Here is a 24,939-nt window from a genome sequence, read left to right as displayed (position 1 = left end):
TACTTGTTTTTTCTGCCCATGAATCCTGCTCCCCTTTCGGGCCTCTACGCGCCCTCACTCAGCCTCGTTACCGACCTTTATCAGCTCACCATGGCTTATGGCTACTGGCAACAGGGCATGCAGGATCGGGAAGCCGTGTTTCACCTCTACTTCCGCAAAACGCCGTTTCAGGGCGGCTATGCCGTAGCCGCCGGCCTTGCGCTGGCCGTCGATTGGATGGAGAATTTCAGTTTTTCGGAAGATGACCTTGCCTACCTCGGCAGCTTGAAAGGCAGCAAGGGTGCTGCTATGTTTCCCGCCGACTTCCTGCAATATCTGCGCGAGCTGAAGTTTACCTGCGACGTAGAAGCCATTGCCGAAGGCACGGTGGTGTTCGGCAACGAGCCGCTGATTCGGGTACAGGGGCCGCTGTTGCAGGCGCAACTGCTGGAGACGGCCTTACTGACGCTGGTCAATTTCCAAACCCTGATTGCCACCAAAGCCACCCGCATCCGCGAAGCCGCCGGCCCCACCGACCAGGTGCTGGAGTTTGGCTTGCGCCGGGCGCAGGGCTTTGACGGGGGCTTAGGAGCCAGCCGGGCCGCGTACCTAGGCGGCGTTGATGCTACTTCCAATGTGTTGGCCGGCATGCGCTACGGCATTCCGGTGAAGGGCACCCACGCCCACAGTTGGGTAATGGCCTTCGAAGACGAGCCGACTGCCTTTGCCGCCTACGCCCAGGCCTTCCCCGACGATTCGGTGTTTCTGGTAGACACCTACGACACGCTCGAAGGCGTGCGCCATGCCATCAGCGTGGCCCGCCAAATGCGCGCCAACGGCCACGAGCTAGGCGGCATCCGCCTCGACTCGGGCGACTTGGCTTACCTGAGCCGCGAAGCCCGCGCTTTGCTTGATGAAGCAGGCTTCCCCAAAACCCGCATCGTGGCCAGCAACGACCTCGAAGAAAACCTCATCACCAGCCTCAAGCTACAAGGCGCCCGCATCGACACGTGGGGCATTGGCACACAGCTCGTTACGGCCTACAACCAAGCAGCTCTGGGGGGCGTGTACAAGCTAGCGGCCATGCGCACGGCCGACGGTTCGGGTTGGGACTTCACTCTCAAGCTCTCCGAGCAGCTCGCCAAAACCAGCATCCCCGGCATCCTGCAAGTGCGCCGCTACCTCAGCGAGAAAGGCCACCCCCGCGCCGACATGCTCTACAACACCACCGAGCCCCTTCCCGAGTTACTCACCATCATCGACCCGCTGGACCCAACGCGCCGCCGCCCTATCCGCTCCACCCATTTCCGGGAGCTGCTGGAGCCGGTGTTCCGCCAGGGCCGCCGCGTACTCGACCTGCCCACCCTGGCCGAAAGTCGCGCCCACGCCCAACGCGAAGTGCAGAGCCTCGACCCGAGCATCCGCCGCTTCCTAAACCCGCACACTTACCCGGTGGGCCTGGAGGAAAGCCTCAACACTTTCCGCATGAACCTGATTCTGGAGAAACGGCCGCTGCGGCCGGCCTAAAGCAGCTATTCGTTGAACTTAGCCCACAGCTTTGGAAACATGGTTGGCAGCTGGTCTTCGGTCCAGTCATCTCCTTTGGTGGCAGAACCAAAGTCGTAATCCAGCCCACGAGTAGAGGCTACTCCTCTAGGAAAGGCATTGTCTTTATCGTCATCTTCTTGCTTACCTGTGCGTTGTTCGTAGGCCGCGGTGGCAACATAAAGCAGTTCTTCGAAGTCCTGGTATGGTTCTTCCAAGATGTCAGCCAGTGTATCAGGGTCATGGAGAGCATCTATGAATACCTTCTGCCCTTGCCCAACTAGCCAGCAACGGAAGTACAGGTAAGGATCATCTATCACGTATCCATCAATAATTTTTTGTGCGGCGACAACCTTAAAATCATCTGCCTCAATCAAATATTCGCGAAGGATACACTCAAACTCCACTATTTCACTAAGTAAGCACTCCGTTAAGCTGCTAATAAGTAGTTGCTCCTGTAGTTGCTGGTTGCCTTCTGACTTTTCTTTGGCTGTGTCAATCAACCACCAAAATTCATCCTTATCCACTTTTTCGATAGTATCAAACTAAACTATACGTTGTAACTGCTGGCAGTAAAGTACACCAAAACTCTACACTTCAGCAACCAAAGCCTGTACCTACCAGCCTCGCTTTTGCCGGTACTTTTGATGCGCTTTCGCTGTTATAGCAACACCTCTTACACCGCTGGCTGCTTCCCGTGCAGCTGGCTTCAACCAGTACTCGATCATGCCAGCCTTACAATTCAAAACCAGCATCAACTGCGCCAACTGTTTGCGCGCTGTTACACCTTTTCTCGACGCCGAAGCCAGCGTAAAAAAGTGGAACGTGGACACCAACAACCCCGACAAAGTGCTGACGGTGGAAGGCGAAAACGTCATTCCAGAATTGGTCATGAAAGCCGTGGCACAAGCGGGCTTCGATATCGAGCCGGTGACGAAATAAGCTTGCGCGCTTGTGTAAGAGCGGTCTGGTGGTTACTTCGGTAACTGCCAGACCGCTTTTTGTTGAACCATGGCTTATAACTAACTACGGATCAGTCACTAAATATTCATCTAGGGCCGCTCCGGGTACCTGTGCCAGGTAGTGGCGTGGATGGGTGGAGTCGGTGGATAAGTGAAATCAGTAGCTTTGAATAGACATCCGTTCTGACCGTGCGTAAAATGCTATACATCCCGATAAATCCTTGTATGCAGGCTATCTCCCGCCCCTTATTCCCACCCACCCATGAAAGTGTACCTCACCTTCTTGCTGTTGCTGCTAGGCAGCGCGGCAAGTGCCCAACAGACGCCCTTTAACTTCTCCCCCCTCCCCCTTTCCCCAACAACCAACCGAGCCGTTTACTCCGCCGTAGTACCCGTAACCGACACCACCAAAGACCAGCTTTTTTCGCGGGCACAGCAGTGGGTTTCACAGATAACACCCGTCTACAAAGCTTCCATCCGTCAAATTCATCCTGAAACCGGCGCCCTACAGTTTCGGGGACGCATCAAGCAAGGGCAAGAGTCTTTCGGATTTCAGCTCGCGGTGTCCGTTGAAGACGGAAGCTACACCTATCAGCTCGACAATATCACGCGCACCCAACCTCAAAACCCGCGCGAAGGCAAATACAGCTCCCCTACTCCGCAAACTGTTCCCATTGAGGCGCTTGTATACACCAGGCCTCGCAAGAGCCGAGACAAAAAGCTTACTGAAGTTGACACCCGCCTGCGGGCAGTACTGGCTAGCCTCAATCTAGCCATGCAAGGCAAGCCCGCCCGTTTGACAACTCAGCTGTAGCCGTTCCAATCAAACACACAAAGCCAGCACCCCGGATGGAATGCTGGCTTTGTGTTAGGAGCTAAGTTTGTTGGTGATGGAATTGTCTGGTTAGGCTAGCCCACAAGTGGCCGTCTGCTTACACGCCAGCTTCAGTGCCCTTTGCCGACTAAAAACCAGTTAGCAAATGGGCCTGCCGTTTGGCTACACCAGCTCCTTGCGGTACGTCTTCTCGAATTCCTCGTCTACGTGGTAGGTGGACTCCTCGTGCTGGCTCAAGTCGAGGCCTAGCTCTTCGTCGGCTTCTTTCACACGCAGGCCAAACAGGGCATCGGTTACTTTCAGCAGCACCCACGACACGGTAGCGGTGTAGGCAATAACGATGGCCAAGCCGAGCAAGTGGTAATTGAAGACCGTAGCCGTGCCATTTACCAAGCCCACTTTAGCGGCGAAAACGCCCGTCAACAGCATCCCTACGATACCGCCCAGGCCGTGGCAGGGAAATACATCCAGCGTGTCGTCGATGCCGGTGCGGTTGTTTTTCCAGTTTACCCCTAAAAAGCTGACGGCCGAACCTACCACCCCGATGAGGATGCTCTGCCCGTAGTCAACGTAGCCCGCAGCGGGCGTAATGGCCACCAAGCCAACTACGGCTCCAATGCAAGCCCCCATGGCCGTAGGCTTGCCGCCCCGCGACACTTCCAGCAGCATCCAAGCCACCAGCGCCGCGGCCGACGCCAAGTTGGTATTCACAAAGGAAAGGGAAGCCATTTCGTTGGCGCCCAAGGCCGAGCCCGCGTTGAAGCCAAACCAGCCAAACCACAGCAAGCCCGTGCCAAGCAGCACGAAAGGCACGTTAGGCGTAGAGAAAGATTGGCCCCGGTGCGTTTTGCGCGGACCCAATACCAGGGCGCCCACCAAAGCCGCTACCCCGGCCGAAATGTGTACCACGGTACCGCCCGCAAAGTCGAGTACGCCCCACTTGCGCAGAAAGCCATCGGGATGCCAGGTCCAGTGGGCCAGCGGGCAGTAGATAAACAAGCAGAACAGGATAATAAAAGCCAGGTAGCCTTTGAAACGTACCCGCTCGGCAAACGAACCAGTAATGAGTGCTGGCGTGATAATGGCAAATTTGAGCTGAAAGGCAAAGAACAGAACCAGCGGAATAGTCGGCGACAACGTGGGGTGCGTAGCCGTGCCCACGTCTTTCAACAGCAGGAAGGTCCGCGGGTCGCCAATGAAGCCCCCAATTGAGTTGCCGTAGGCCAGCGAGAAGCCCACAAAATACCACACCAAGGATATAACGCCCAAGGCCACAAAGCTTTGCAGCATTGTGGAAATCAAGTTCTTAGGCCGCACCATTCCGCCGTAGAAGAACGACAAGCCGGGCGTCATGAGCAGCACGAAGGCCGAGGCCGTCAGCATCCAGGCCACGTCAGCACCATTGATGGTGTTCGGCGCGGCCGTAGGGTGTTCTACTTTTACAAACGCCGCTACCCCTCCCAGAATAAATAAGACGATGAGTGCCAGCGTCCCGTAATTGAATTTTGATGGCAATGACTTTTCCATGGTCAATGAGTTGGGTAAAATGCTACAGTCTTTTCAGGTGAAGTGAAATGTATAACCGGTGTTAGCTGTTGTCAAGCAAGCAGTTACAGCGTATGCCAGTTAGAATTTGTAAACGGCGGCCAGCAAAGCACTCACCGTGGTTTTCTTGATACTGCCCGACTTATTGATAAATAAACCGGACTCTACGTCGCCATTATCCAGGCGCAACTCGGGTATAATCGTCAGATTATCAATCTTGAAATTCGAGGAGAGCGTGGACTCAAACACACTCCCATTGAAGCCCAAAACTGCTTTTTTATCGCCTAGATACTCGCCGCGCAGCGTCATTCCGAACCAAGGCACGGGGTCGAGGTTGACGTACAAGGCACTGCCCCACCACGCCTGGTAGTCGCCCCAGCCGGTTTCGCTCCGAAACTGCCGGTACTGCATGGTACCGTTGTAGGAGAAGCTCAACTGGCTCGATAGGGCGTAGGTCAGCACAACATCGCCTTGCTGCACACGCAACGAATCGTGTTGCGCGCCCCCTTGGTAGTTGAAATACGCCTTCACTTTATCGTCGGACGAGCCGGTGGCTAGCTGCGCAATAACGGTTTTAGGCATACTGCTGGCGCTTTTCAGGTCGGTTGGGTTGGCTAGACCCACCATCAAGGTGGTTTTGTCGCCGAGCCCGAAATCAGCCTTGATACCGGTGTGAAAGAAGGGGCCATACGAGAACATATAGCTCATGCTGTAATTACGATTCAGGTATGGATCAACCGATTCGTACCCAATATGCGTGGCCCAGCTACCACCGGTTATCTTGATTTTGGCCGTCGGCGAATACGTTATATACAGCTGCTTGATGGCAAAGCGCGTGTTGCTGTCATTGTAAGAAAACTCTTCAGCCCGCCGCCCGAAACCAAGGTCAGCTACCAGTCCTACTTTCCCAATGGTGTGCTCGGCCTTCACCGAAATCATGCCTAACTCAAACGACTTGTGGCTATTGGTGAAGCTTGTTAGGTTGTTGTAAGGGGCCTCGCCAGGGTTATTGAAATTGTACCGGTAATAAGCGTCAGCGTAACCGGATATTTTGAACGGCGAGGTCTTGACGGAATCTCCCGGCTCGGCAGTAAGCGGTGCGCATAAAGCAACAGCGGCAGTAAAAAGCAGCATACTTATGGGGTTATGAGTGATTAATGGCAAAGTGTAGCGCGAATGGGCATACCGGCATAGGCCACTCATGCGGGCGTGGTACTTTTCATCATTACTCCCCGAAAAAATAGCAGCAGGCGTAGTTGTTGGTCTTTCTACTACACCGCGCATTTAGGTGGGGAAGCACACTTATTACTCTCCTTGAAAACGCTTTTTTGGTTGACTCACTTAGGCGTGGGTTGTGAGTCGGTGGCTGTCGTCTCTAGTTGTCAGCTAGAAGTATCAGCGCTGCTGCTAAGCTTGAGCGGCTAATAGAATAAAGCAGCTAAAACAACAGCAGGTTGTACAACACATTTCACTATTCCCCTTTATTTCAAGGGCAATATATACAAACATCACATTAAATTCAGCATATACCTATGAAATTTTAGGTCTATTAGGCTAAATTTTACAATTAAAACCAAAAACTGCCCTAAAATCTGATACGCCTTTAACTCATTTATTATGCATGTCACACTGTTCCGCTTAGAACTCATAGCTTCTGTCTTAAGCTCTCGTCGACAGATGCTAGAAGTAGTACCGGCAGTTCATGGCTATAAAAGACAAAGCCCGGCATCCATATGGATGCCGGGCTTTGTTTATTGCTTGCTAGTCGTAGCTGATGTGTTATAGTCTCACAACCGGTGTAGCAGGTGCTCTTATCTATACCTGCAATAGCTTAACCTTGGCTGAGACTTCACCACTCAGCGTTTTATCGCGTTGCAGTGTCAGCCCTCATAGCTCAACTCGCCAGCTCCTACTCGCAAGCGGACGCCGGGCTCGGCGGTAATGCGGCCGGCTACTTGGGCTTGGTAGCCAGCGGCTTGGAGCTGAGTTGCTACGACTTCGGCCTGCGCTTCCTCTGTAACAAGCAGCATGCCGTTGCCCATGTTCCAGTAAAGGTAGGCCTCCTTGGGTGTGATACCGGCCAGCTCGGCTAATTGCTGCATGGCAGGCAGTGGCTCGAATAGATTGGTTAGCTCGGCGCCCACACCGTTTTTGAGGACGCGCTTGAAGTTATCGGCAATGCCACCGCCGGTGATGTGCGCGGCAGCATGCAGCGGCAGGCCCGCGTCGAGCACCGCTCCCACACCGGGCGCGAAGATGAGCGAGGGAGCCAGCATCACTTCCCCCCAGGTATCACCCATTTCAGTTGCATCAGAACCAGTGTAGGAAGCTGTGTGCCAGGCTTCGCCGAAGGCTTTGGTGAGGGCGCGGCGCGCCAGGGAATAGCCGTTGGATCGGAACGAAGGCGAGCGAAGCGCCACCACGGCCTGCCCGGCGCGCACGTTAGCGCCGCTCAACGGGCGCTCCAGGCTAGGGTGCAATACCCCCACGGCCGTCGAGCACCAGTTGAAGTTCATGCGGGCGCCGGGGTAGCCGCCGATCCGGTTGCCTAGCTCGGCAATTTCGCCGCCCGTTACGGCAATCTGGCTGAACTGCGCCGCGTCGTGCAAGCCGCGCATCAACTCATCCACCACCTCGTAGTTGAGCGTGTTCACGTCGATGATATTCGACAGGTTGGTGGGGATGAAGCCCGCCACCACCAAGTCGTCGGCCACCATAGCAATCAGGTCGTAGCCCAGCGTGTCGTAGCGGTCGGTGCGCTCGGCCACTTCAATCTTGGTCCCAATACCATCGGAGCCAATCCCCAGCCGCTCACTGCCAAACCGGATTTCATTGGAGAAGCCCCCGGCTAAATCCTGAGCCGGCTCGCCTGGCTTGCCAGCGCGGGTACTGAAGGTTTTCTGCGCCCAATGGTATGCATTCTTGGAGGCAGCATTGCCTTCTTCAATGGAATAGCCGGCGGTTTCTTTGATGGTAGAGGACATATGGATAGGAGTTAGGAGCTAGGAGCGAGGAGACAGAAACAAGAGAATAATGATTGAAGCATTGGGATTGGTTTGCACTTGCCAAGGAGCCCGCAAAAACAATTCTAACTCCTAGCTTCTATCTCCTAGCTCCTCCGTTAATGTTCAGTTGGCTCCGGGGCTTTGGCGCTTACCGATGGCAGCGCGTCGGGACTATGTTTCTTGTCGTGGCGGTGGCTCTGGCGCTCCTCCTGGATGTGGCGCAGGTACTTGGTTACGTCGCCGGTGGGGTAGTTGCCGGTGAAGCAGGCGAAGCAGCTGCCGCCATGGCCCTTGTCTTCCGCGAATAGCTCCTGCAAATCATCCAGCGACTGGTAGATAACCCGATCAGCTTCAATGAACTGGCAGATTTCCTGCTCGGTGTAGTTGGCGGCAATCAGCTCGGTGCTCATGGCCATATCGATGCCGTAGATGCAGGGGCTCACGATGGGCGGGGCGCTGGAAATAAAGTATACCTCCTTGGCGCCGGCCTCCCGCAGAATCCGCACGATACGCCGGGAGGTGGTGCCGCGCACGATGCTGTCGTCGACTACCGCCACTTTCTTGCCTTCCACAAACTCGCGGATGGGGTTCAGCTTCTTCTTCACCACATCCTCGCGGCCAGCCTGGCTACTCACGATGAAGGACCGCCCCATGTGGTTGTTTTTCACCAACGCCCGCCGATACGGCACCCCAATAGCCTCGGCCAAACCCGACGCCGCAAAGTAGCCCGACGATGGCACATCAATCACCATATCCGGCTGAATACCCGACTCTATCACCTTGCGGGCCAGCATTTTACCCAACCGTACCCGCTCCCGGGCCACCAGACGGCCATGAATAGTGGAGTCTTCACGGGCAAAATAGATGTGCTCGAAAACGCAGAAGTTTTTGGGCTGCTGATACGGGTTTTTGTAGTGAACCTTGTAGTCGTTATCAATGAACACCGCCTGCCCCGGCCCCACGTTCTTAACAAAGTCGAAACCCAAGTAGTCGAAGCAGGTGCTTTCCGAGGCAAAGGCGTAGACCGGGCCTTTCGGGGTTTCACGGCGGCCCATCACCAACGGCCGGATGCCCAATGGGTCGTTGAAGGCCAGCAAGCCGTGGCCGGCAATGATGGTGATGGTAGCGTAGGCGCCTTTAATCAACTCCTGCGTGGTTTCCACGGCATCGAAAATGTCCACCACCGAAAGACGGTCGAGGTTTTTGAGGCGCAGCTCCGACGCGAAGGTGTACATGATCAGCTCCAGGTCGTTGCTGGTTTTGGGCAGCACGTGGTACTTCTCATGCATCAGCTTGGCTACCTGCCGGAAGTTGATGACGTTGCCGTTGTGCACCATGCTCAACCCGAAGGGGTAGCTCGTGGTGAACGGTTGCGCCAGCTCGGTATCCCCGGAGCCTTGGGTGGTGTAGCGCGCGTGCCCGATGCCGATGTTGCCCTTCAGCTTCTTGAGCTGCTTGGGTTTGAACACGTCATTGATGAGCCCGTTGCCTTTATGCAAATGGAAGTTGTCGTCGAAGGTGGCAATACCCGCAGCATCCTGCCCCCGATGCTGGAGGGCGGTAAGGCCAATCACGATGTCCTGAACAACGTCATCGGGGCCGTAAAAACCTACTATTCCGCACATGGCAGTTTCAATTAAAAATTATGAATTATGAATTAATAATTGAGTGATTTAAGCAGGCTTGGGAGGTGAAGTAGCAGGCCATTGTTAATTCCTAGTTCTCAATTTTTAATTCGCTGCGAAGTAGCTTGACCAGCGTGTTGGCGTACAGTTCATGTTCCACTAACAGCCCGCGCCGCTCCACTTCCGACAATGTATCGGCCCCGCGCAAATCCACTGTGCGCTGCGCCAGGATGGGGCCAGTGTCGAGGCCCTCATCAACCATATGGACCGTGATTTTGGTTTCCGCAAGTCTGTTATTAAATGCCCATTCGTAAGCGTGAAGTCCTTGATGCTGATGCGTATCCGCGGGATGAATGTTAAGGATGCGCCCCGCAAACGCTTGGACAAACACCGGCGACAGAATTCGCATATAGCCGGCCAGCACCACGTAGTCGGGCTGGTAAGTGAGTAGAAGCTTCACTACCTCGGCGTCGTAGTCGGGGCGCTTCAGGCCTTGGGCAGTGAGGCTGGCCGTTGGGCAACCTAGGTCTGCCGCGGTGGTCAGGCCGGGTGCATCAGGCTTGTTGCTGAACACGACGGCAATTTCGGCCAGGCCGTGTAGCTCGCCTTGTTGCACTGCCTTCACCAAGGCCACCATGTTGGAACCCCGGCCCGAAAGCAGGATGGCCAGGCGCTTTGCCTCACCCCCCGGCCCCCTCTCCTTCAGAGAGGGGAAGCCTGACGGTAATGCAGCCGGAACTGGCTCCCCTTCTCTCAAGGAGAGGGGGCCGGCCCCGGAGGGGTCCCGTGAGGCGGCGCTATGATTCGGTAACTGGCTCAACGTACTTGATTGAAGGCAATTTCGGGAGCGGGCCGTTGGCCAATATCACTCCGAATATAAGCATCTTGGAAGTTAACTTTTCCTACTTCACTGTAGACGAGCTGCACCGCTTCTTCCAGCTCCTGTCCGTGGGCTACCAGCACCAGCACCCGGCCGCCGCTGGTTACTAATTGGCCGTCTTGCTGACGGGTGGCGCCGTGGAAAGCGAGGATGTTGGGGTGCAACTGGTCGAGGCCGGTGATGGGGAAACCAGTCGGGAACTTCGCGGCTGGGTAGCCACCCGAGGCCAACACCACACCTACATAATGGCCGGGCCGCTGCCAAACGGTGGTTTGGGCCAGGTTACCATCAAGCGTCGCTTCAATGAGTTCGAGCAAGCTACTTTCCAGAGCGGGTAGCAGCACTTCCGCTTCCGGGTCGCCGAGGCGGACGTTATATTCCAGCAGCTTCGGTCCCTGCGGCGAAAGCATGACACCGAAATAGAGGAAGCCTTTGAAATCGAACGGCTCACTTTGCAGACCGAGCAAAGTCGGGTCTACGATGTCGGTGCGGATAGCGGCCAGCACGTTGTCGTCGGCGAAAGGCACGGGGCAGTAGGCGCCCATGCCGCCGGTGTTGGGGCCTTTGTCGCCGGCTAGCAGCTGCTTGTGGTCCTGCGAAGGCGCCAGCAGCCGGATCCGGTTACCGTCGGTAATTCCGATGATGCTGATTTCCGGTCCGGTCAGTTTTTCTTCCAGCAGAAAGCTGAACCAGCCGGTGTGCAAGGCGGCCAGCTCGTCGAGGGCCGCGTGGGCTTCTTCCACCGAAGAACACACATACACGCCCTTACCCGCCGCCAGACCGTCGTACTTCACCACCACTTGCCCTTCCAGTTCGGTAGCTTTGGCGCGAGCTTCTTCCAGCTTGTCGCTCCGGTACTGCCACGATAGCGCCGTAGCTACGCCGTGCCGCCGCATGAAGTTTTTGCTCCACACTTTGGAGCTTTCCAGCACCGCCCCGGCCCGGCTCGGCCCAAACACGCGAATGTCGGAGCCAGCAAAGTAGTCCGTCACGCCCGCTGCCAACGGCGCCTCCGGCCCTACCACTAGTAGCTTCACGTTGTGCGCTTCGCAGAAGCTTTGCACGGCTGGAAAATCGGTGTCGCTGATGTCGGGGTGGCTGTTCGGGATGCCGCCGTTGCCGGGCAGTACGTGCACCGTGGCACCGTCGCGGGTCAGCTTCCACGCCATGGCGTGTTCACGGGCCCCGCCGCCGAGGAGTACGATGGTTTTAGGAGTTGCTGACTTCATGTTGTGTTGAAAGAATCAATTGAAAAGTCAGTTCTGTAGTATCCCTTATCGTGAAACCAAGTCTTTGGTAAAGCTTCAAGGCACTTTTATTTACCTGTAGCACATCCAGACGAACAGGCTTATTGACTGCCGAAGCCTTCGTTATAAACTCGTTTAAAAGAGCGGTGCCAATTCCTTTGCCCTGAAGTTCAGGCACAATCAATAGGCTTTGGATGAAAAAGCTGTCGGGCTGTTCTTCCGCTTCCAGAAGGCCGATTTCCCGCTCTTCATACAGGAGCAACGTGGTACTGTCAGGCTTGAAGTTCTCGGCGTGAAACACTCGTTGAAACTCGTCCTCCCATCCCCACACCTGCTCTATATAAGGACCAAGCGCCTGCTTCTTGATAGCTAGCGTAACCTCGAAATCCGCGGCGGTAGCCAGACGCCGGGCTAGCTGCGCCAGAGTCACAGGCCCTGTGGCCTTCAAGTCTTGGGCTTCCACCTGCAACGTGTCTTTCCACTCGCTCATTTCGATTAGCTTGATGCGCCTTGACTGATGTCCTGAATGGAATCAATGAGGTTGTCGCGGAAGGTAAAGATGGATTTGCTAGTGAATTGAAGTATGGTACCTGCTTTCAAACCATACTTCGGCAGATCGACAGACGTAATTGCGAAGTAATCTATATCAGCTTCAGCTCTACCATCTTCAAAACGAAACGCTGTAACCTGTTGATGACGCTCCATAAACCACCCCACCGATTTAGAAGCTTGGTCTTCAAAAGCAGCTTTGCCATCAAGCCGAAGCGTCACCCTAGAGTTTTCTATGTTTTCAAAGATTATGTCTGGCTGCAAGCACGCTAACATACCCGCCACATCAGAGTCATTGTAGCCTTCGATGTAGGAGTTTACCAACAATTGAGCCTGCGACAAATCCATTTTACAGTCGTTATTAAAGCACCCGCAGCTCAGCGTCAGCGGCACGTAGCTTAGCTTTGGTGGCGGCAATTTCCTGGCTCAGCTGCTCACGCAGACGGGGCAGGTTCAGGGCGCGCACGGCGGCTTGGGCAGCATTATCGGGGCGTACTACCGTGAGGTTCGGCGTGGCGCTTGGCATGATAACCGACGAGTTCAGGTTGGCGGTCAGCTCGGCAAAGTCCTTCCACGGCGGGCAGCTGATAACGGGCACGTTCACGTTGGCGGCCAAGGCTCCACCGAGGCCGTTGGAGAGGCCGGCCACGGCGATAATCACGCCTGGCTCTACCGAGTTGTTCCATACCTCAGCCATACCGGCTATTTCCTCGCCGTTTTTGTGGGCCGAAGTCACGCGCAGTTGGGTGAAGAGGTTGTAGGCCTCGAAGTTCGAGCGGATTTTCAGGCAGTGCTCCTTGTCGGCTGGTGAACCCATAACGATGTTCACCCACGCATCCTTCATAATACCGGCGCGCACCAGGTTGCCCACGAGGCGGGCCCGGACGTCGCCGCCGGTAGTGGTTTCGTTGCCGGTGGGTAGCGGGGCGCCAGTGATACGCTCGTAGATATCGAGGTAGCGGCGGCTGGCTTCGGCCGATACTTCGGGCGTGAGGGCACGGGGGTATTGGCCGTCTACCTTGTTGGCAATCAGCCACTGGCGCACGTACTCCTTGTCCATCTGCTCGGCCGTCTCCGGGTTCTTGGCGTAGTCCTCGGCGCTCCAGAACCGCGACGAATCGGGCGTGTGAATTTCGTCGATCAGAATCAGCTCGCCGTTCAGCAAACCGAATTCGTACTTGGTATCCACCAGGATGATGCCGCGCTCGGCCATCCACGCCGAAGCGAAGTTGAACAGCTCCAGCGCCTTCACCCGCATCTTCTCGTACAGCTCAGCCGACACCCAACCCTCCGACACCAGATTCTCGGGCGTGATTTCGCGGTCCGACTCCTCTTTCGTAGTAGGTGTTACAATTGGCTCGGGGAACTGCTGGTGCTTGGTCAGGCCGTCGGGCACGGTTACGCCCGAGAAGGCGCGCTGGCCTTTCAGGTAGCCTCGCAGCATCGAGCCGGTGATGTAGTTGCGCACAATCATCTCCACCCGAATCGGCTCGGCTTCCTTGGCCAGCGTCACGTTGGGGTCGAGCAGGCTGATAACGTGGTTGGGAATGATGTGCTGCGTTTTGTCGAACCAGAAAGCGGCCAGTCCATTCAGCACCGCGCCTTTGTGCGCAATCGGCGTTTCCAGCACCGAGTCGAAGGCCGACAAACGGTCGGTGACGACGATGAGCCGCTCGCCCGAGGGGGCGCGGTACGAATCACGGACTTTGCCGCGGTGCAGGAGTTCGAGCTGAGGGGTTGCGAAGTGGTTGAGGGTGTTCATTTTGTATGATTGGTGTTGCGTCGTGCGGATGATTTGCCTCACCCCCCGGCCCCCTCTCCTTCAGAGAGGGGGAGCCTGACGACAGCGGGCGTTTTGGATTTCTGTTGGTGGCTGTTAGCGGGGAGTAGTTTCTATTGATTCCAGGGTTTGGTAGATTCGCTCTAGTACTTGAGGGGTTTGATACATCACTTCTTCGTTGCTGAAGCGGAGAATCTGATATCCTAGCTCGTGCAACTGATGCGTGCGGCCTTGGTCGTACTCGGCCTGTTCCACCTCATTATGTATTCTGCCATCGACTTCTATTATCAAGTGTTTGTCAAGACAGATGAAGTCAACGATGAACTGCTTGATCGTATGCTGACGACGAAACTTGTACCCATCCATCTGCCGACCGCGCAGTTGCTGCCATAAAAAGTCCTCCGCGGGCGTTGGCTTCCGACGCATCTCCGCACCATGCTCCTTCAGCCCTTTAAACCACCCCTTTTTATCCGCCGTCAAATGCAAAGGCTGCCCTACCTCGTCAGCGCCGCCGTGGCTCCCCCTCTCTGAAGGAGAGGGGGCCGGGGGGTGAGGCAACGATGCCACGTGCTCCACAATATTCCTAAACAATTTCAACCCATCCCCTTCCTCACTCAGCCCCGGATTCGCCCGTTTCCTTCGTGCCCAATCGGGGTGGTTATATAAGGAGAGGAACGCCTCGGGGTGCGGCATCAGCCCGAACACCTGGCCGGTGGTATCGGTCAGGCCGGCACAGTTGAGATCGGCGCCGTTAGGGTTGTGCGGGTACACGTCGGTTGGCGAACCGTCGAAATCGGTGTAGGCCAGACAGTTGAGGGCTTGCTCTTGGATGTGGGCCAGCGTGTCGGTGCCGGAGATGATGAGGCGGCCTTCGCCGTGGCGCACGGGTACTTCCATCGACTCGATGCCTTTGAGAAAAGGCGTGTTTGACTTGGAGTTGACTTTCAGCCGCACCCACCGGTCTTCATAGCGACCCGAGGCGTTGTGCGTTAGGGTTACTTCGGGGGTCACGGTGCCGCTCAGGTTGGGAAGCAGCCCGAGCTTCACGAGCACTTGGAAGCCGTTGCAGATGCCCATCACGAACTTGCCGTTGGCGATGAAATCCTTGATGTCGTCGAGTAGCGTACGGCCTTCCGCGTTTTTGCGGTAGCGCAGCTTGTTGGCCAGTACTACACCGGAACCTAAGTCGTCGCCGAACGAGAAGCCGCCGGGGAAATTTAGGATGTCGTAGTCGTGGATGCTGACGTGGCCGTGCAGCACTTGGTTGAGATGCACGATGGTTGCTTCCGCGCCCGCCAAGCGGTAGGCAGCAGCGTATTCTTCTTCGCAGTTGATGCCGAAGCCCGTGAGAATCAGGGCTTGGACTTTCTGGCTGGTATCGTTCATGTGTTGGTCGTTCATCGGGCCACCCCCTCTCCTGCTGGCTGGCCGAAGCCAATGATGCGGTTCACCGGGCCGTTGGTCCACTCGTGGCGCAGCACGGCGGTGCGGGCCGCAATGACTGGCTGCCCCGCGTGGCGCACCGTAAGCTGACCATCCGGCGTTACCACCCCGAGACGGGTAGCGCGGGCGCCGAAGTGCTGCTCGAAAGCCACTACATCTTCGGGCGCTACCGTGGCCACAAACCGGGAGTGCGACTCCGAGAACAGCTGCACGTGCACCGGCAAGCCTTCGGGCAAATCAACCGTGGCGCCGTAGCCGTGGCCGAACGTGGCTTCTGCCAGCGCCACCGCCAAGCCGCCGTCCGACAGGTCGTGGCAGGACTGGATGAGATGCTGGTTGTTGGCCTGGCCCATGAGGGTGTAGAGTTCCTTGGCCTTATCGAAGCGCACTTGCGGCACGTTGGCGCCTAGCTCGCCGAAAAGCTGGTAGAACTCCGAGCCTCCAAGCTCGTCGTAGGTTTCACCTAGTAGATAGACAACGTCGTCGGCCTGCTTGAAGTCGGAGGTGACGGTATGGCGGACGTCTTCAATCTTGGCTGTCATCGAATACAGAACGGTTGGCGGCACCGAGATTTTCACGCCGTCGGCCTTGAAGTCGTTCTTCATCGAATCCTTACCCGAGGTGAGCGGGATGCAGTAAGCGGCCGTGGCGTCGCGCAGGGCTTCGCACATCCGGACCAGCTTGGCTAGCTTGAGCTTACCATCGGGATTCGTAGTGGCGTCGTACACCGAATCGGGTACGCAGAAGTTGTCGTTTACCGACCAGAAGTTGCCGTCGCCGTAGCTCAGGTTGGGCAGTTTGCCACCTACCGCTACAATCTGGCGCACGGCTTCATCAAAAGCCCCGGCCGACATATGGTAGGCGTCCAAATCACCGAAGCGGGGCAGAATACCGTTGCTCACGGCCACGCCTTCCCAACTCTCGAAGTTGAAGCGCACCACGGCGGCATCTTGCGGCGCCTGACCGGTAGCACCCATCAACGGTTTGATGATGGTCCGGCCCTTCACCTCGTGGTCGTACTGCCGAATCACCGATTCGCGGGAGCAGATGTTGAGGCTACCGAGCAAACGGGTGACAACATCGGTGTAGTTTGTTGCCTCACCCCCCGGCTCCCTCTCCTTCAGAGAGGGGGAGCCTGACGACAGCGCAAACGGAACTGGCTCCCCCTCTCTGAAGGAGAGGGGGCCGGGGGGTGAGGCAGGTTCCCGAAGTTCCGGCCGTTTCCACTCGGCTTCCAGCACTTTGCGCGGCACACCGTTGTGCAGAAACTCCATGTTCAAACGGGCCACCGAGTCGCCATCGAAACGCACATCGAGGTAGCCATCGGCGGTGAAGTAACCGATATCAGTCAGCTCCACTTCCATTTCGCGGCCCAACGCCAGCAGCTCGTCCAGCTTAGCGGGTTCCACAGCCAGCGAGAAACGCTCCTGCGACTCACTTACGAAAATCTCCCACGGCCGCAGCCCCGGATATTTCAGCGGTACCTTTTCCAGCTCCACCACGGCCCCGCCGCTGATGGTGGCCAGCTCGCCGATAGAGGAAGACAAGCCGCCCGCACCGTTGTCGGTGCTGCACTTTATCAGGCCGCGGCGGGTAGCCAGCACCAGGAAATCCATGGCCAGCTTCTGCGTAATCGGGGAGCCAATTTGCACGGCCGTAGCCGGTGAGGTTTCGTCTAGCTCAATAGAAGAGAAAGTCGCGCCGTGGATACCGTCTTTGCCCACCCGGCCACCGGCCATGATGATGCGGTCCTGCGCGTCAATGTTCTTTTCCCACGAGTCCAGCCCGGCTAGCTGCATTGGCATTACGGCACCAGTGCCGCAATACACCAGCGGCTTGCCGGCATACCGATCATCGAACACAATAGCGCCGTTCACCGTCGGTACGCCCGACTTGTTGCCGCCGTCCTCGATGCCTTTGCGCACGCCTTCAAAAATGCGGCGCGGGTGCAGCTGGTTGCTGAGCAGCGTGCCATTGAACTCGGGGTTGCCGAAGCACAGTACGTTGGTGTTGAACAGCAGCCGCGCGCCCCCAATGCCGGTAGCCAGCGGGTCGCGGTTGTTGCCCAAAATACCGGTTATGGCCCCGCCATACGGGTCAATGGCCGAGGGCGAGTTGTGGGTTTCCACCTTCCACACAAACAACGACTCGGGGTTGATGCGCACCGCGCCGGCGTTGTCGGAGAACACCTTAATCAGCCAGTCGTTGCCGTTGGCCCGCAGCTGGCGGTCCACTTCGGAGGTGGCATCCTTTATGTACGTCTTGAACAGGCCGTCTATTTCACGCGCTTCGCCGGTGTCAGCATCCTTATACTTGATAACGGCGCTGAACTCCTTGTGCTTGCAGTGCTCCGACCAGGTTTGGGCAATGATTTCCAGCTCGCAGTCGGTAGGGTCGGCGGGCAGGCCAGCGGCTTGGCGCTCGGGCGCAATGGCCACGTAATGGTCGCGCACCGCCCTCATTTCCTCTAGGTTCAGGGCGTAGAGGTTGTCTTTCGACAGCTGCACCAACTCGCTGTCCGCCAAGTTGGTGAGTTGCACGAGGTTGGTAATGGATTCGGCCCCACCACCGGGCCGCGGCGTGTAGTCGCGGATGTCGGTTATGGGGCCGGTTTCGAAGCGGTTGATGAGCTTGTTGCCGAGCAGCTCTTCGGCTAAGCGGCGCAAACTACTCTCGGGCAGCTCGTGTTCCAGGAAGTACAGCCGTTTGCTGAAAATATGCTGCGTGTGCGTATCGAGGGGCTGGTTCAGGAAGTCGCCGAGGGCGTTCTGTGCTGATATGCCTTCGTCGTCGGTCACGCCGGGCAGCTTGGCCACCAGGATGTAACTCTTATACGTAGGGTCGTGGCGAAACTCGTCGAGCGCCACATCGTGCAGCACCGGGTCTTGCAGGCAGTGGGTCGCGAAGTCGCGCAGCTGCTCGTCGGTTACGGGGTAGCGCACCGTGTAAAGGGCGGTGCTTTGCACCCGGCCGGTCGTGAGGCCGAGGTGGCGTTGGGCAGCTTCTGCCACACGTTGGCCCTCGCCATCATGTTGGCCGGGCTTTAGCAGAAGCTGAATAGTTCTTTGGGTAGAGTCCAAAAGGAGAAATGAGTTATCTATTTTTCGGGTTTCCCACGCTTAGGCGAAGGTGCCCGCGTGAGGAAGCATACCCGCGCAGAGTACGCCGAAAATGCCTTGCTCCTGCGCCGGTTGCGCCGAAGTAGGTTTAAGAAAACGCTTTTTCCGGCCGACTGCCGGGCTTCACCACCGGAATACCTGCCCGACACAGCGGGCAATCATCGGGTGCGTAGGTGGCCGCCGTTACCGACAGCAGTGCAAAGTTCGGAAAAGTTAGCTCAGCTTTCCCACCCGTCCGGTCAATTAAACTCGCAACAGCCAAAACTTTTGCTCCTAATCCTTCCAATACGCGCGCTACTTCGTTGGTGCTCTTGCCGGTAGTCACCACGTCTTCGGCAATAACAATTGTCTGACCCGGCTCCACCGTGAAGCCCCGGCGCAGGGTCATCTGCCCGGAATCGTCGCGCTCCGTGAAGATGCCCGGCACACCGAGCTGACGGGCCAACTCGTAGCCGATTACCACGCCGCCCATGGCTGGGCCTGCCACGAGGTCGGGCTGCAAGCCAGCGGCTCGTAGCTGCTGCGCTAACTCAGCAGCAGCTGGTCCGGCCAAATCGGGGCGCCGCAGAAACCGGGCGCACTGCACGTAGGTATCGGAATGCAAGCCAGAGGAAAGCCGGAAGTGGCCGCGCAACAGGGCGTCTTCCTGCACCAGTTGCTGCTCCAGCGTTTCGGGGGTAAGGGTGGTATTCAAGAGGTGTGTTGTTAGAACTTAGATGTGAAACTTGAGAAGTTAGAGTGGCATGAGCCGTCACCCAAAAGGCAAGGGTGCCAGTCGTGTTCGTAATCTTATGGGCTGAAGCTCATAGCTATGTGAGTTTAACAAAAGGGTTTTCCTTGTCTATGTTTTGCTCGACAAAGCCAATTGCCTCTTGCGCACTAGCGAAAAACCTCTTTTCAGTATTGTCATAACTTGAAACTGTGTACTGGTCATCATGAAAATACAGGCATACAAATTCGTCCGCTTGTCCACGCTCATAAGCATCATACCGCCATAAGCCCAAACGGCCTAAACTAATGTATGGCAGCAACTGACGAAGGCTCCTTGAAGCTCGACAGGCATCTAGCAACTGAATAGTTTTTTCGGATTGAAAATGTGGAGGAAATTCAGATAGACGGATGCGTATTTGATGCCACTTTTCGTTATTCTCAATCATAACCCGCCATTACATTACGTGTGCTACAGTTCCGTTCCCGGAGGCATCTGTACCACCAGCGTTTCAGATAGGGCTACACGCCTATTGGCCGCAGTTGATTGATTTGTTCGTTTAGCTCTTTGGCTGCGGCCTCGGCATCCAATGCCTGCCAAATGGCCCGTGACGTATTAATCAAAAGTCCTTGTCCGTCAGACCGCAAACCGGCACGTAACGTGGCTTCCAGGTCTCCGCCTTGCGCACCGATGCCGGGTACCAGAAACCATTGCTGCGGGGTGATGCTCCGCATCCGGGCCATGGTGTCGGAGTTGGTGGCGCCTACCACGAGCCCAATGTTGTGGTACTGGTCGTTTAGCTCCTGTGCCACGCGGGCCGCGTGGTCGGCCAGGTCGCCGCCTTGGGTTAGCGCCACGTCTTGCAAGGAGTGCGCGGGCTTGTTGGATGTTTTGGCCAGCACGAATACCATCTTGCCTTCGCGGGCGAAGGGCACGATGGAGTCGTCGCCCATGTAGGGGTTTACAGTCACGGCATCGGCGCCAATTACGTCGTAGGCAAAGCGGGCGTAGTGGTCGGCGGTGTTGGCAATGTCGCCAAACTTACCGTCCAGAATCACCAGCACCTCCGACGGAATCCGCCGTACCGTGCGCTGTAACAGTTCCACCCCGCCTAGCCGGCTCAGAAAGAAGGCTAAGTTGGGCTTGAAGGCCGCCGCATACTCCGCCGTTTGCTCGATAACTTCGGCCAAGCGGCTTTCCACTTGCGCATCGTCACCAATAGGGTCGAGCCCTACACAAAGGAGTGAGTTAGAGGCTTGAACACGGGTGGTTAATTTGTCCATGAAGTGTAGGTTGGAAAGTAGAGCAGGATTTGGGTGTAGTGCCAAGCCAAAGCTTCGCCTTACTAGACTACCGATTTACCAGATTTGAGCTAGGGCTCATGTGGGCACATTCGTGTGCTAGACGAGCTGAAAGGCCGGGCTCCAGCCATTCGCCACTGGCTATTTGCACGGCGGAAGCGCCGCAACGCAAGTAGTCCGTGACATGCGCGGCCGTAAATACCCCACCCGTCCCGAAGATGGGCAGCGTAATTCGCTCGTCGTGGGCTAGTTCCCACACACACCGCAGGGCTACAGCCCGCAATGCCTCGCCCGAAAGGCCACCTACTAGCGGCTCGGCCGTGGCATCATCGGGAAGGTGCAGCGCTTTCAGTACGTTGGTGGCTGCCAGCGCGGTAGCGCCGCCCTCCTGGGCCCCCACAGCGAGGCTACGAATGTGCTCGGGCCACGGGGGAAGCTTCACTACTACAGCAGCTTCGGGTCCTAGCTCGTTGCGCACGGCTTGGGTGGCTTCACGCACAAACTTGGCGGTCAGGTCTTGCCCGTTTGCCGTGTCGGGTGCGGCTATATATACTTCCACTCCGGCTATCTGGCCGGCTACTTCGCGGGCCAGGAAGCGTGCGATTTTACGGAAACCTGGCACGCCCGGCGCCGTGATGCTAACGAACACCGGCACGCCGAACCGGCGCAAATGGGGTAGGTGCTCGTTGGCTAGTATTTCTGCGCTTTCGGTGCGCATGTTGGTGGCGTTGAGTAGAGTTTGCTCGGCTACCTGCCAGATACCTTCCTCATACAGCCCGGGCTTGGGCTCCATGGTGACGGTTCGGGTGAAGATGCCGCCTAACCGCTCATAACCAAGCCCGTCGGGCAAGTGCCAGTTGGCAGCGGCCAAACAAACGGGATTCTGCAAAGTGAGTGAACCGAGTTGCATAGCGTAAAAACTAAAAAGTCCGTCGGAATGCGAAGGACTTTATTTCAAATATTGTCGGAGTGAAAATCTACTAGGAGCCCCAACCCAACAGGGGAAGGTTCCAACGGCGCAACTTGCGTCAGGCCATTCTTAGCGAACCACCACGCTTTACCACCGGCGCAGTGAGGGTGGCGGCAGCCACATCGGGGGCGAGAGTGTTGGTGTCCATCAGAGGGTGACTGATATGAGGGGTGAAGATTAAAAAGGGCGGAGGTGGTCGGTGGGTGCGGGTCCACCCGAATTAGCAGGGCACAAAAAAGCCGCTTCGGAAACCGGAGCGGCAAAAAGGCTAAAAATCAGAAAAACGAAAGAATCAATGGACGAAACGACCTTCCGGTTGTCTCGCAGGACAGCTTCCAAGCAAGTCCCGCGCTTCATCAAGCAAATTTGATTTAGTTGAAGCATGTCGCAAAAGTACCAAACCATTATTTCGCCACCAAATACTCTGATTATTTTTTTGTTGCTCTCATGTTACCTCACTTTCGGAGTAGGCTCAGAAGTATATGTAGTTCAAAATCCCAAAATCTTACACATCCAGCTGAATATCAATGTTTTTAAAAGTACTGCCAGACTATCTATTTAGCTTTCAAATCTTCTTTTAATTTAAGAAATATTTCGAAAGGCGTGATGCATATTTTGAAAGCCCAAAACACCTCATTAGATTTGTTCAATTTATAACCATGCCTCCTATTATAGTATAGTATATAAAACAACTAGAAATGATTAAGGTGCAACTCCACTGTTGAGTGCTGACAATTGAACCGTTCATGACGCATTAACATAATGATAACCAACTTCAATAAATTCAATTAGGCTAGTAAGCAGTAACTTTGCAAATACAGTCTTAGCTCTTTTCGTTTTTACTATGAAACATTCTTTCCTTAGCTTCTTATTAATTGGCTTACTGCTTTTCACTAAAGCGGCATATGCACAAGATTCTGCCCCCGACGGCCCTATTCAATACAGTGAGAAAGTACTGGACGATGAAGCCGAGGCGAGCGTCCTTTACAAGCGTACGGTAGACTGGAGCGAAAACCATTTTGCCTACACTCCCAAAGCGACACTCAAAGCAGACGCCGGCAAAGGAGAAGTAAAGATGACCGGCACAGTAAAAGTCAAGACCACCTCTACTTCCGGACAAATCCAAGAGCACCCGGTTGTTTTCGAATTCAACTTCCACGCGCTTCCCACTGGTGGCTACGACTATAGCGTAAGTTTTTTTCGAGTGATTCTGGACACCCGAAAACCCGACGAAACGGTGGCTGTCGAAGAGTATGTGACGCAGTTGGCAATGGATAAAAATAATGCTCGCACGCACAATGACCGACGCATAACGGCGCAAGTCAACTCACTGGCTAGCGAAATAGCAATGTCCTTTCGCTCGTACATGAACAGCCGCCCCGCCCCTGGCGCAGTTGAATGAGGTGAAGTTGTAGTACCACCACGGTTGAACAGCCATTCTGTACGGCGCAGATTGCTATTGGCACCCGAAGCTTTCCGGGCAATTTGTGACACCACAACCCGACCAATTCACAACTTCACTTATCAAGAAGTCGGTGGGTGCGGGCGGGCAGTTCGCGGGCATCGAGCAGGAGCAGGCCGTCGAGGGCGTTGCTGAAGTTAGGGTCGAGGTTGAAGCCGAGCAGGCGGGCGTTTTGCTTGAGATACTGCCGCAGCAGCACGGGCACCCCACTGCCGCCAGGCTCTAAACCACTGATGAATTGCTGCAAGTCCTGCAAGCTGGACAGTCCGGTCTGGAGCAAGGCAGGCCCCTCACTGGTATCCAAGGGCTTGTATCGAAACTGCTTTCGTGGCTTTACGTGTTGCGCCAGTTCTGCATCAAAGAAGTGGCGGGTTAAATACTCCACCATCACGGCCTTCGACACATCAGAAAACCGGTTGCTGACACTCACCGGCCCAATCAGGTAGCGATACTCCGGGTGCATGGCCAGGTATTCGGCAATGCCTTTCCAGAGCAACGACAACGGCAACGCCTGGCGCTGATACTCTACCCGCACAAACGAACGACCCAGCTCCAGCGACTGGCGCAGCATTGGGTTCAGATCCTTTTTTAGGCGAAACAAGGAGTGTAAATAAAAGCCTCGCCGTCCGTGCTGGCGCAAAATAGCCTTCCCTAGCCCGATACGATAGGCGCCTACAAGTAGCTGCTTCTCACGGTCATAGAGAAACAAGTGACGGTAGTATTCGTCGTAGGCGTCGAGGTCAGCAGGTTGTTGGGTGCCTTCACCCTCACGCCGAAAGGTTAACTCCCGCAGGCGTCCGATTTCGCGCAGCACGTTTGGTATTTCGCAGCGCTTCGCCACGTATACTTCCCAACGCCTGCTCACGAGCAAGCACCGGCCCGGGCGCAAAGCCGCAATATCGGCCTCGATAAGTACAGAAGGGGTTTCGGCAATAACCAGCGGTACCGGCAGTGGTGGTAGCATGGCGGCCAGATAGCGCTCAACTGAGGTGCCAAGCGCATATACCCGCGCCCGGAGATACGCCAAGCGGTCAGCGGCTGGCAGCCGGTCCAAGACAACCGGCGCCACGGGCAGCCCAATTCTTACTTGAATAGTTTGGCCGCGCTTGTCAAGTAATTCGGCTGGTAACCGGGCAGTGCGTAGCAACGGGTGAACAAAGCCCAAAAAACTAAAGCCGGCGCTATTTTGCCCACTTAACCACACCGGCACCACCGGCACGCGCGCTGCATCTAGCAGCCGGCCGGCCGTAGGGCTCCAGGCGGAATCGATGGCCGGGCGGAAAGGAATGGTGCTGTGCGCCACCTCGCCGGCCGGGAAGAGAAGCAGCGGCACATCGTTGTGCAAGTAGCGCAACAGTTGCCGCACCCCCGGCACATTCCGACTAGCTGCTGCCCGCTCCGGATTAACCAGCACTACTTGCGACACCAGATGGGGCAGCAAGGGAGCCAGTAGCTCGTTGGCCACGGCCTTCAGCTCAGGGCGGGCTTGCCCTAGCACGTGCAACAGCACCATACCGTCGATGAGGCCACACGGATGATTGGCTACAGCCACAAAGGCACCAGCAGGCAACCGTCGGAGCTCATTGACATCGTACTGTACAGTAATGCCGAGCTGCTGCAGTAGTTGCGCCACAAAAGCTAATCCGTTTTGATGACGGCACTGCTCATAAAGCTGTTGTAAGTCACGCAGATGCGCAAACTGCTCCCATAAAGGGCGCAGTAGCTCCCGTGAACGACGCAAAGCTCCTGGAAAAGACAGGAGGTGCAATGGAAGTAACTCCATTTAGAATATTTAGGGCAATCAATAAAGTATATAGGTTCCCAAACTTCTGAAATACAAATTAGCAATCCATTATCAACTGATTACTATAATATTAAGATTAGCTAGGCTTAGGATACGCCTAGTCTTAAAAGCAGAGAGCCGCGTTGCAGCGCGGCTCTCCGTTCTCTTCACTTTCTCATTCACTTCACTCGCTACAAAAG

The 24,939-nt window shown here is 56.0% G+C and carries 21 protein-coding genes; 4 read left to right on the top strand and 17 right to left on the bottom strand.

Going from position 1 to position 24,939, the window contains the following annotated elements; genetic code table 11:
• Nucleotides 1–18 precede the first annotated feature (18 nt).
• Nucleotides 19–1,506, top strand: a complete 1,488-nt coding sequence (locus tag VF639_RS18985; RefSeq protein WP_331147515.1) for a nicotinate phosphoribosyltransferase — start codon at nucleotides 19–21, stop codon at nucleotides 1,504–1,506.
• Between the two features lie 5 nt (nucleotides 1,507–1,511).
• Here the strand turns inward: VF639_RS18985 and VF639_RS18980 are convergent, their stop codons facing one another.
• On the bottom strand, nucleotides 1,512–2,051 hold the full coding sequence (locus tag VF639_RS18980; protein ID WP_331147514.1) for a DUF4240 domain-containing protein: 540 nt from the start codon (nucleotides 2,049–2,051) through the stop codon (nucleotides 1,512–1,514).
• 199 nt (nucleotides 2,052–2,250) lie between these two features.
• On the opposite strand from VF639_RS18980, the gene VF639_RS18975 reads away from it, so the two are divergent.
• Both VF639_RS18975 and VF639_RS18970 read left to right on the top strand, forming a co-directional pair.
• Nucleotides 2,251–2,466, top strand: a complete 216-nt coding sequence (locus VF639_RS18975) for a heavy-metal-associated domain-containing protein (RefSeq protein ID WP_331147513.1) — start codon at nucleotides 2,251–2,253, stop codon at nucleotides 2,464–2,466.
• 282 nt (nucleotides 2,467–2,748) lie between these two features.
• A complete protein-coding gene (locus VF639_RS18970; protein ID WP_331147512.1) occupies nucleotides 2,749–3,300 on the top strand; it encodes a DUF4468 domain-containing protein in 552 nt (183 codons plus the stop codon).
• 183 nt (nucleotides 3,301–3,483) lie between these two features.
• Here VF639_RS18970 and VF639_RS18965 read toward each other — a convergent pair whose 3' ends face one another.
• From VF639_RS18965 to VF639_RS18895, 15 genes are all read right to left on the bottom strand, one after another.
• On the bottom strand, nucleotides 3,484–4,848 hold the full coding sequence (locus tag VF639_RS18965) for an ammonium transporter (RefSeq protein ID WP_331147511.1): 1,365 nt from the start codon (nucleotides 4,846–4,848) through the stop codon (nucleotides 3,484–3,486).
• 99 nt (nucleotides 4,849–4,947) lie between these two features.
• Nucleotides 4,948–6,000 carry an outer membrane beta-barrel protein gene (locus VF639_RS18960; protein WP_331147510.1) on the bottom strand — a complete coding sequence of 351 codons (1,053 nt, stop codon included), beginning with the start codon at nucleotides 5,998–6,000 and terminating at the stop codon, nucleotides 4,948–4,950.
• Between the two features lie 746 nt (nucleotides 6,001–6,746).
• Nucleotides 6,747–7,850 carry an AIR synthase-related protein gene (locus VF639_RS18955; RefSeq protein ID WP_331147509.1) on the bottom strand — a complete coding sequence of 368 codons (1,104 nt, stop codon included), beginning with the start codon at nucleotides 7,848–7,850 and terminating at the stop codon, nucleotides 6,747–6,749.
• Nucleotides 7,851–7,987: 137 nt separating this feature from the next.
• Complete coding sequence (gene purF / locus VF639_RS18950) at nucleotides 7,988–9,496, bottom strand: amidophosphoribosyltransferase (RefSeq protein WP_331147508.1); 1,509 nt, start codon at nucleotides 9,494–9,496, stop codon at nucleotides 7,988–7,990.
• 91 nt (nucleotides 9,497–9,587) lie between these two features.
• Entirely contained in the window at nucleotides 9,588–10,316 is a 729-nt protein-coding gene (gene purN, locus VF639_RS18945) for a phosphoribosylglycinamide formyltransferase (RefSeq protein WP_331147507.1), read from the bottom strand.
• Nucleotides 10,313–11,605 (bottom strand): phosphoribosylamine--glycine ligase, encoded by a 1,293-nt coding sequence (purD, locus tag VF639_RS18940; RefSeq protein WP_331147506.1) that lies wholly within the window; start codon nucleotides 11,603–11,605, stop codon nucleotides 10,313–10,315. Before purD ends, purN begins: the two co-directional genes overlap by 4 nt.
• Nucleotides 11,586–12,113 (bottom strand): GNAT family N-acetyltransferase, encoded by a 528-nt coding sequence (locus VF639_RS18935; protein WP_331147505.1) that lies wholly within the window; start codon nucleotides 12,111–12,113, stop codon nucleotides 11,586–11,588. The genes purD and VF639_RS18935 overlap by 20 nt, the downstream gene beginning before the upstream one ends.
• 5 nt (nucleotides 12,114–12,118) lie before the next feature.
• Nucleotides 12,119–12,520 (bottom strand): nuclear transport factor 2 family protein, encoded by a 402-nt coding sequence (locus tag VF639_RS18930; protein WP_331147504.1) that lies wholly within the window; start codon nucleotides 12,518–12,520, stop codon nucleotides 12,119–12,121.
• A 13-nt stretch (nucleotides 12,521–12,533) separates the two neighbouring features.
• Nucleotides 12,534–13,934 (bottom strand): phosphoribosylaminoimidazolesuccinocarboxamide synthase, encoded by a 1,401-nt coding sequence (locus VF639_RS18925; protein WP_331147503.1) that lies wholly within the window; start codon nucleotides 13,932–13,934, stop codon nucleotides 12,534–12,536.
• Nucleotides 13,935–14,048: 114 nt separating this feature from the next.
• Complete coding sequence (locus VF639_RS18920; protein ID WP_331147502.1) at nucleotides 14,049–15,338, bottom strand: phosphoribosylformylglycinamidine synthase subunit PurQ; 1,290 nt, start codon at nucleotides 15,336–15,338, stop codon at nucleotides 14,049–14,051.
• A gap of 11 nt (nucleotides 15,339–15,349) precedes the next feature.
• Nucleotides 15,350–18,475, bottom strand: coding sequence for a phosphoribosylformylglycinamidine synthase subunit PurL (locus VF639_RS18915; protein ID WP_331147501.1), 3,126 nt, complete (start codon nucleotides 18,473–18,475; stop codon nucleotides 15,350–15,352).
• A gap of 127 nt (nucleotides 18,476–18,602) precedes the next feature.
• Nucleotides 18,603–19,208, bottom strand: a complete 606-nt coding sequence (gene pyrE, locus VF639_RS18910; RefSeq protein WP_331147500.1) for an orotate phosphoribosyltransferase — start codon at nucleotides 19,206–19,208, stop codon at nucleotides 18,603–18,605.
• 115 nt (nucleotides 19,209–19,323) lie between these two features.
• The gene (locus VF639_RS18905; protein ID WP_331147499.1) at nucleotides 19,324–19,671 is read right to left on the bottom strand and encodes a DUF6193 family natural product biosynthesis protein; all 348 of its coding nucleotides are present in this window, start codon (nucleotides 19,669–19,671) and stop codon (nucleotides 19,324–19,326) included.
• 73 nt (nucleotides 19,672–19,744) lie between these two features.
• Nucleotides 19,745–20,506 (bottom strand): orotidine-5'-phosphate decarboxylase, encoded by a 762-nt coding sequence (pyrF, locus tag VF639_RS18900; protein ID WP_331147498.1) that lies wholly within the window; start codon nucleotides 20,504–20,506, stop codon nucleotides 19,745–19,747.
• Between the two features lie 67 nt (nucleotides 20,507–20,573).
• On the bottom strand, nucleotides 20,574–21,434 hold the full coding sequence (locus VF639_RS18895; protein ID WP_331147497.1) for a dihydroorotate dehydrogenase: 861 nt from the start codon (nucleotides 21,432–21,434) through the stop codon (nucleotides 20,574–20,576).
• A 904-nt stretch (nucleotides 21,435–22,338) separates the two neighbouring features.
• On the opposite strand from VF639_RS18895, the gene VF639_RS18890 reads away from it, so the two are divergent.
• Nucleotides 22,339–22,896, top strand: coding sequence for a hypothetical protein (locus tag VF639_RS18890; RefSeq protein ID WP_331147496.1), 558 nt, complete (start codon nucleotides 22,339–22,341; stop codon nucleotides 22,894–22,896).
• A 115-nt stretch (nucleotides 22,897–23,011) separates the two neighbouring features.
• Here VF639_RS18890 and VF639_RS18885 read toward each other — a convergent pair whose 3' ends face one another.
• Entirely contained in the window at nucleotides 23,012–24,739 is a 1,728-nt protein-coding gene (locus tag VF639_RS18885) for a lysophospholipid acyltransferase family protein (protein WP_331147495.1), read from the bottom strand.
• Nucleotides 24,740–24,939 lie beyond the last annotated feature (200 nt).

The organism is Hymenobacter sp. (assembly GCF_036387835.1).
Lineage (GTDB): Bacteria > Bacteroidota > Bacteroidia > Cytophagales > Hymenobacteraceae > Hymenobacter.
The sequence above is the reverse complement of the archived record's forward strand: the minus strand, read 5'-3'. Positions and strand labels throughout refer to the sequence as shown.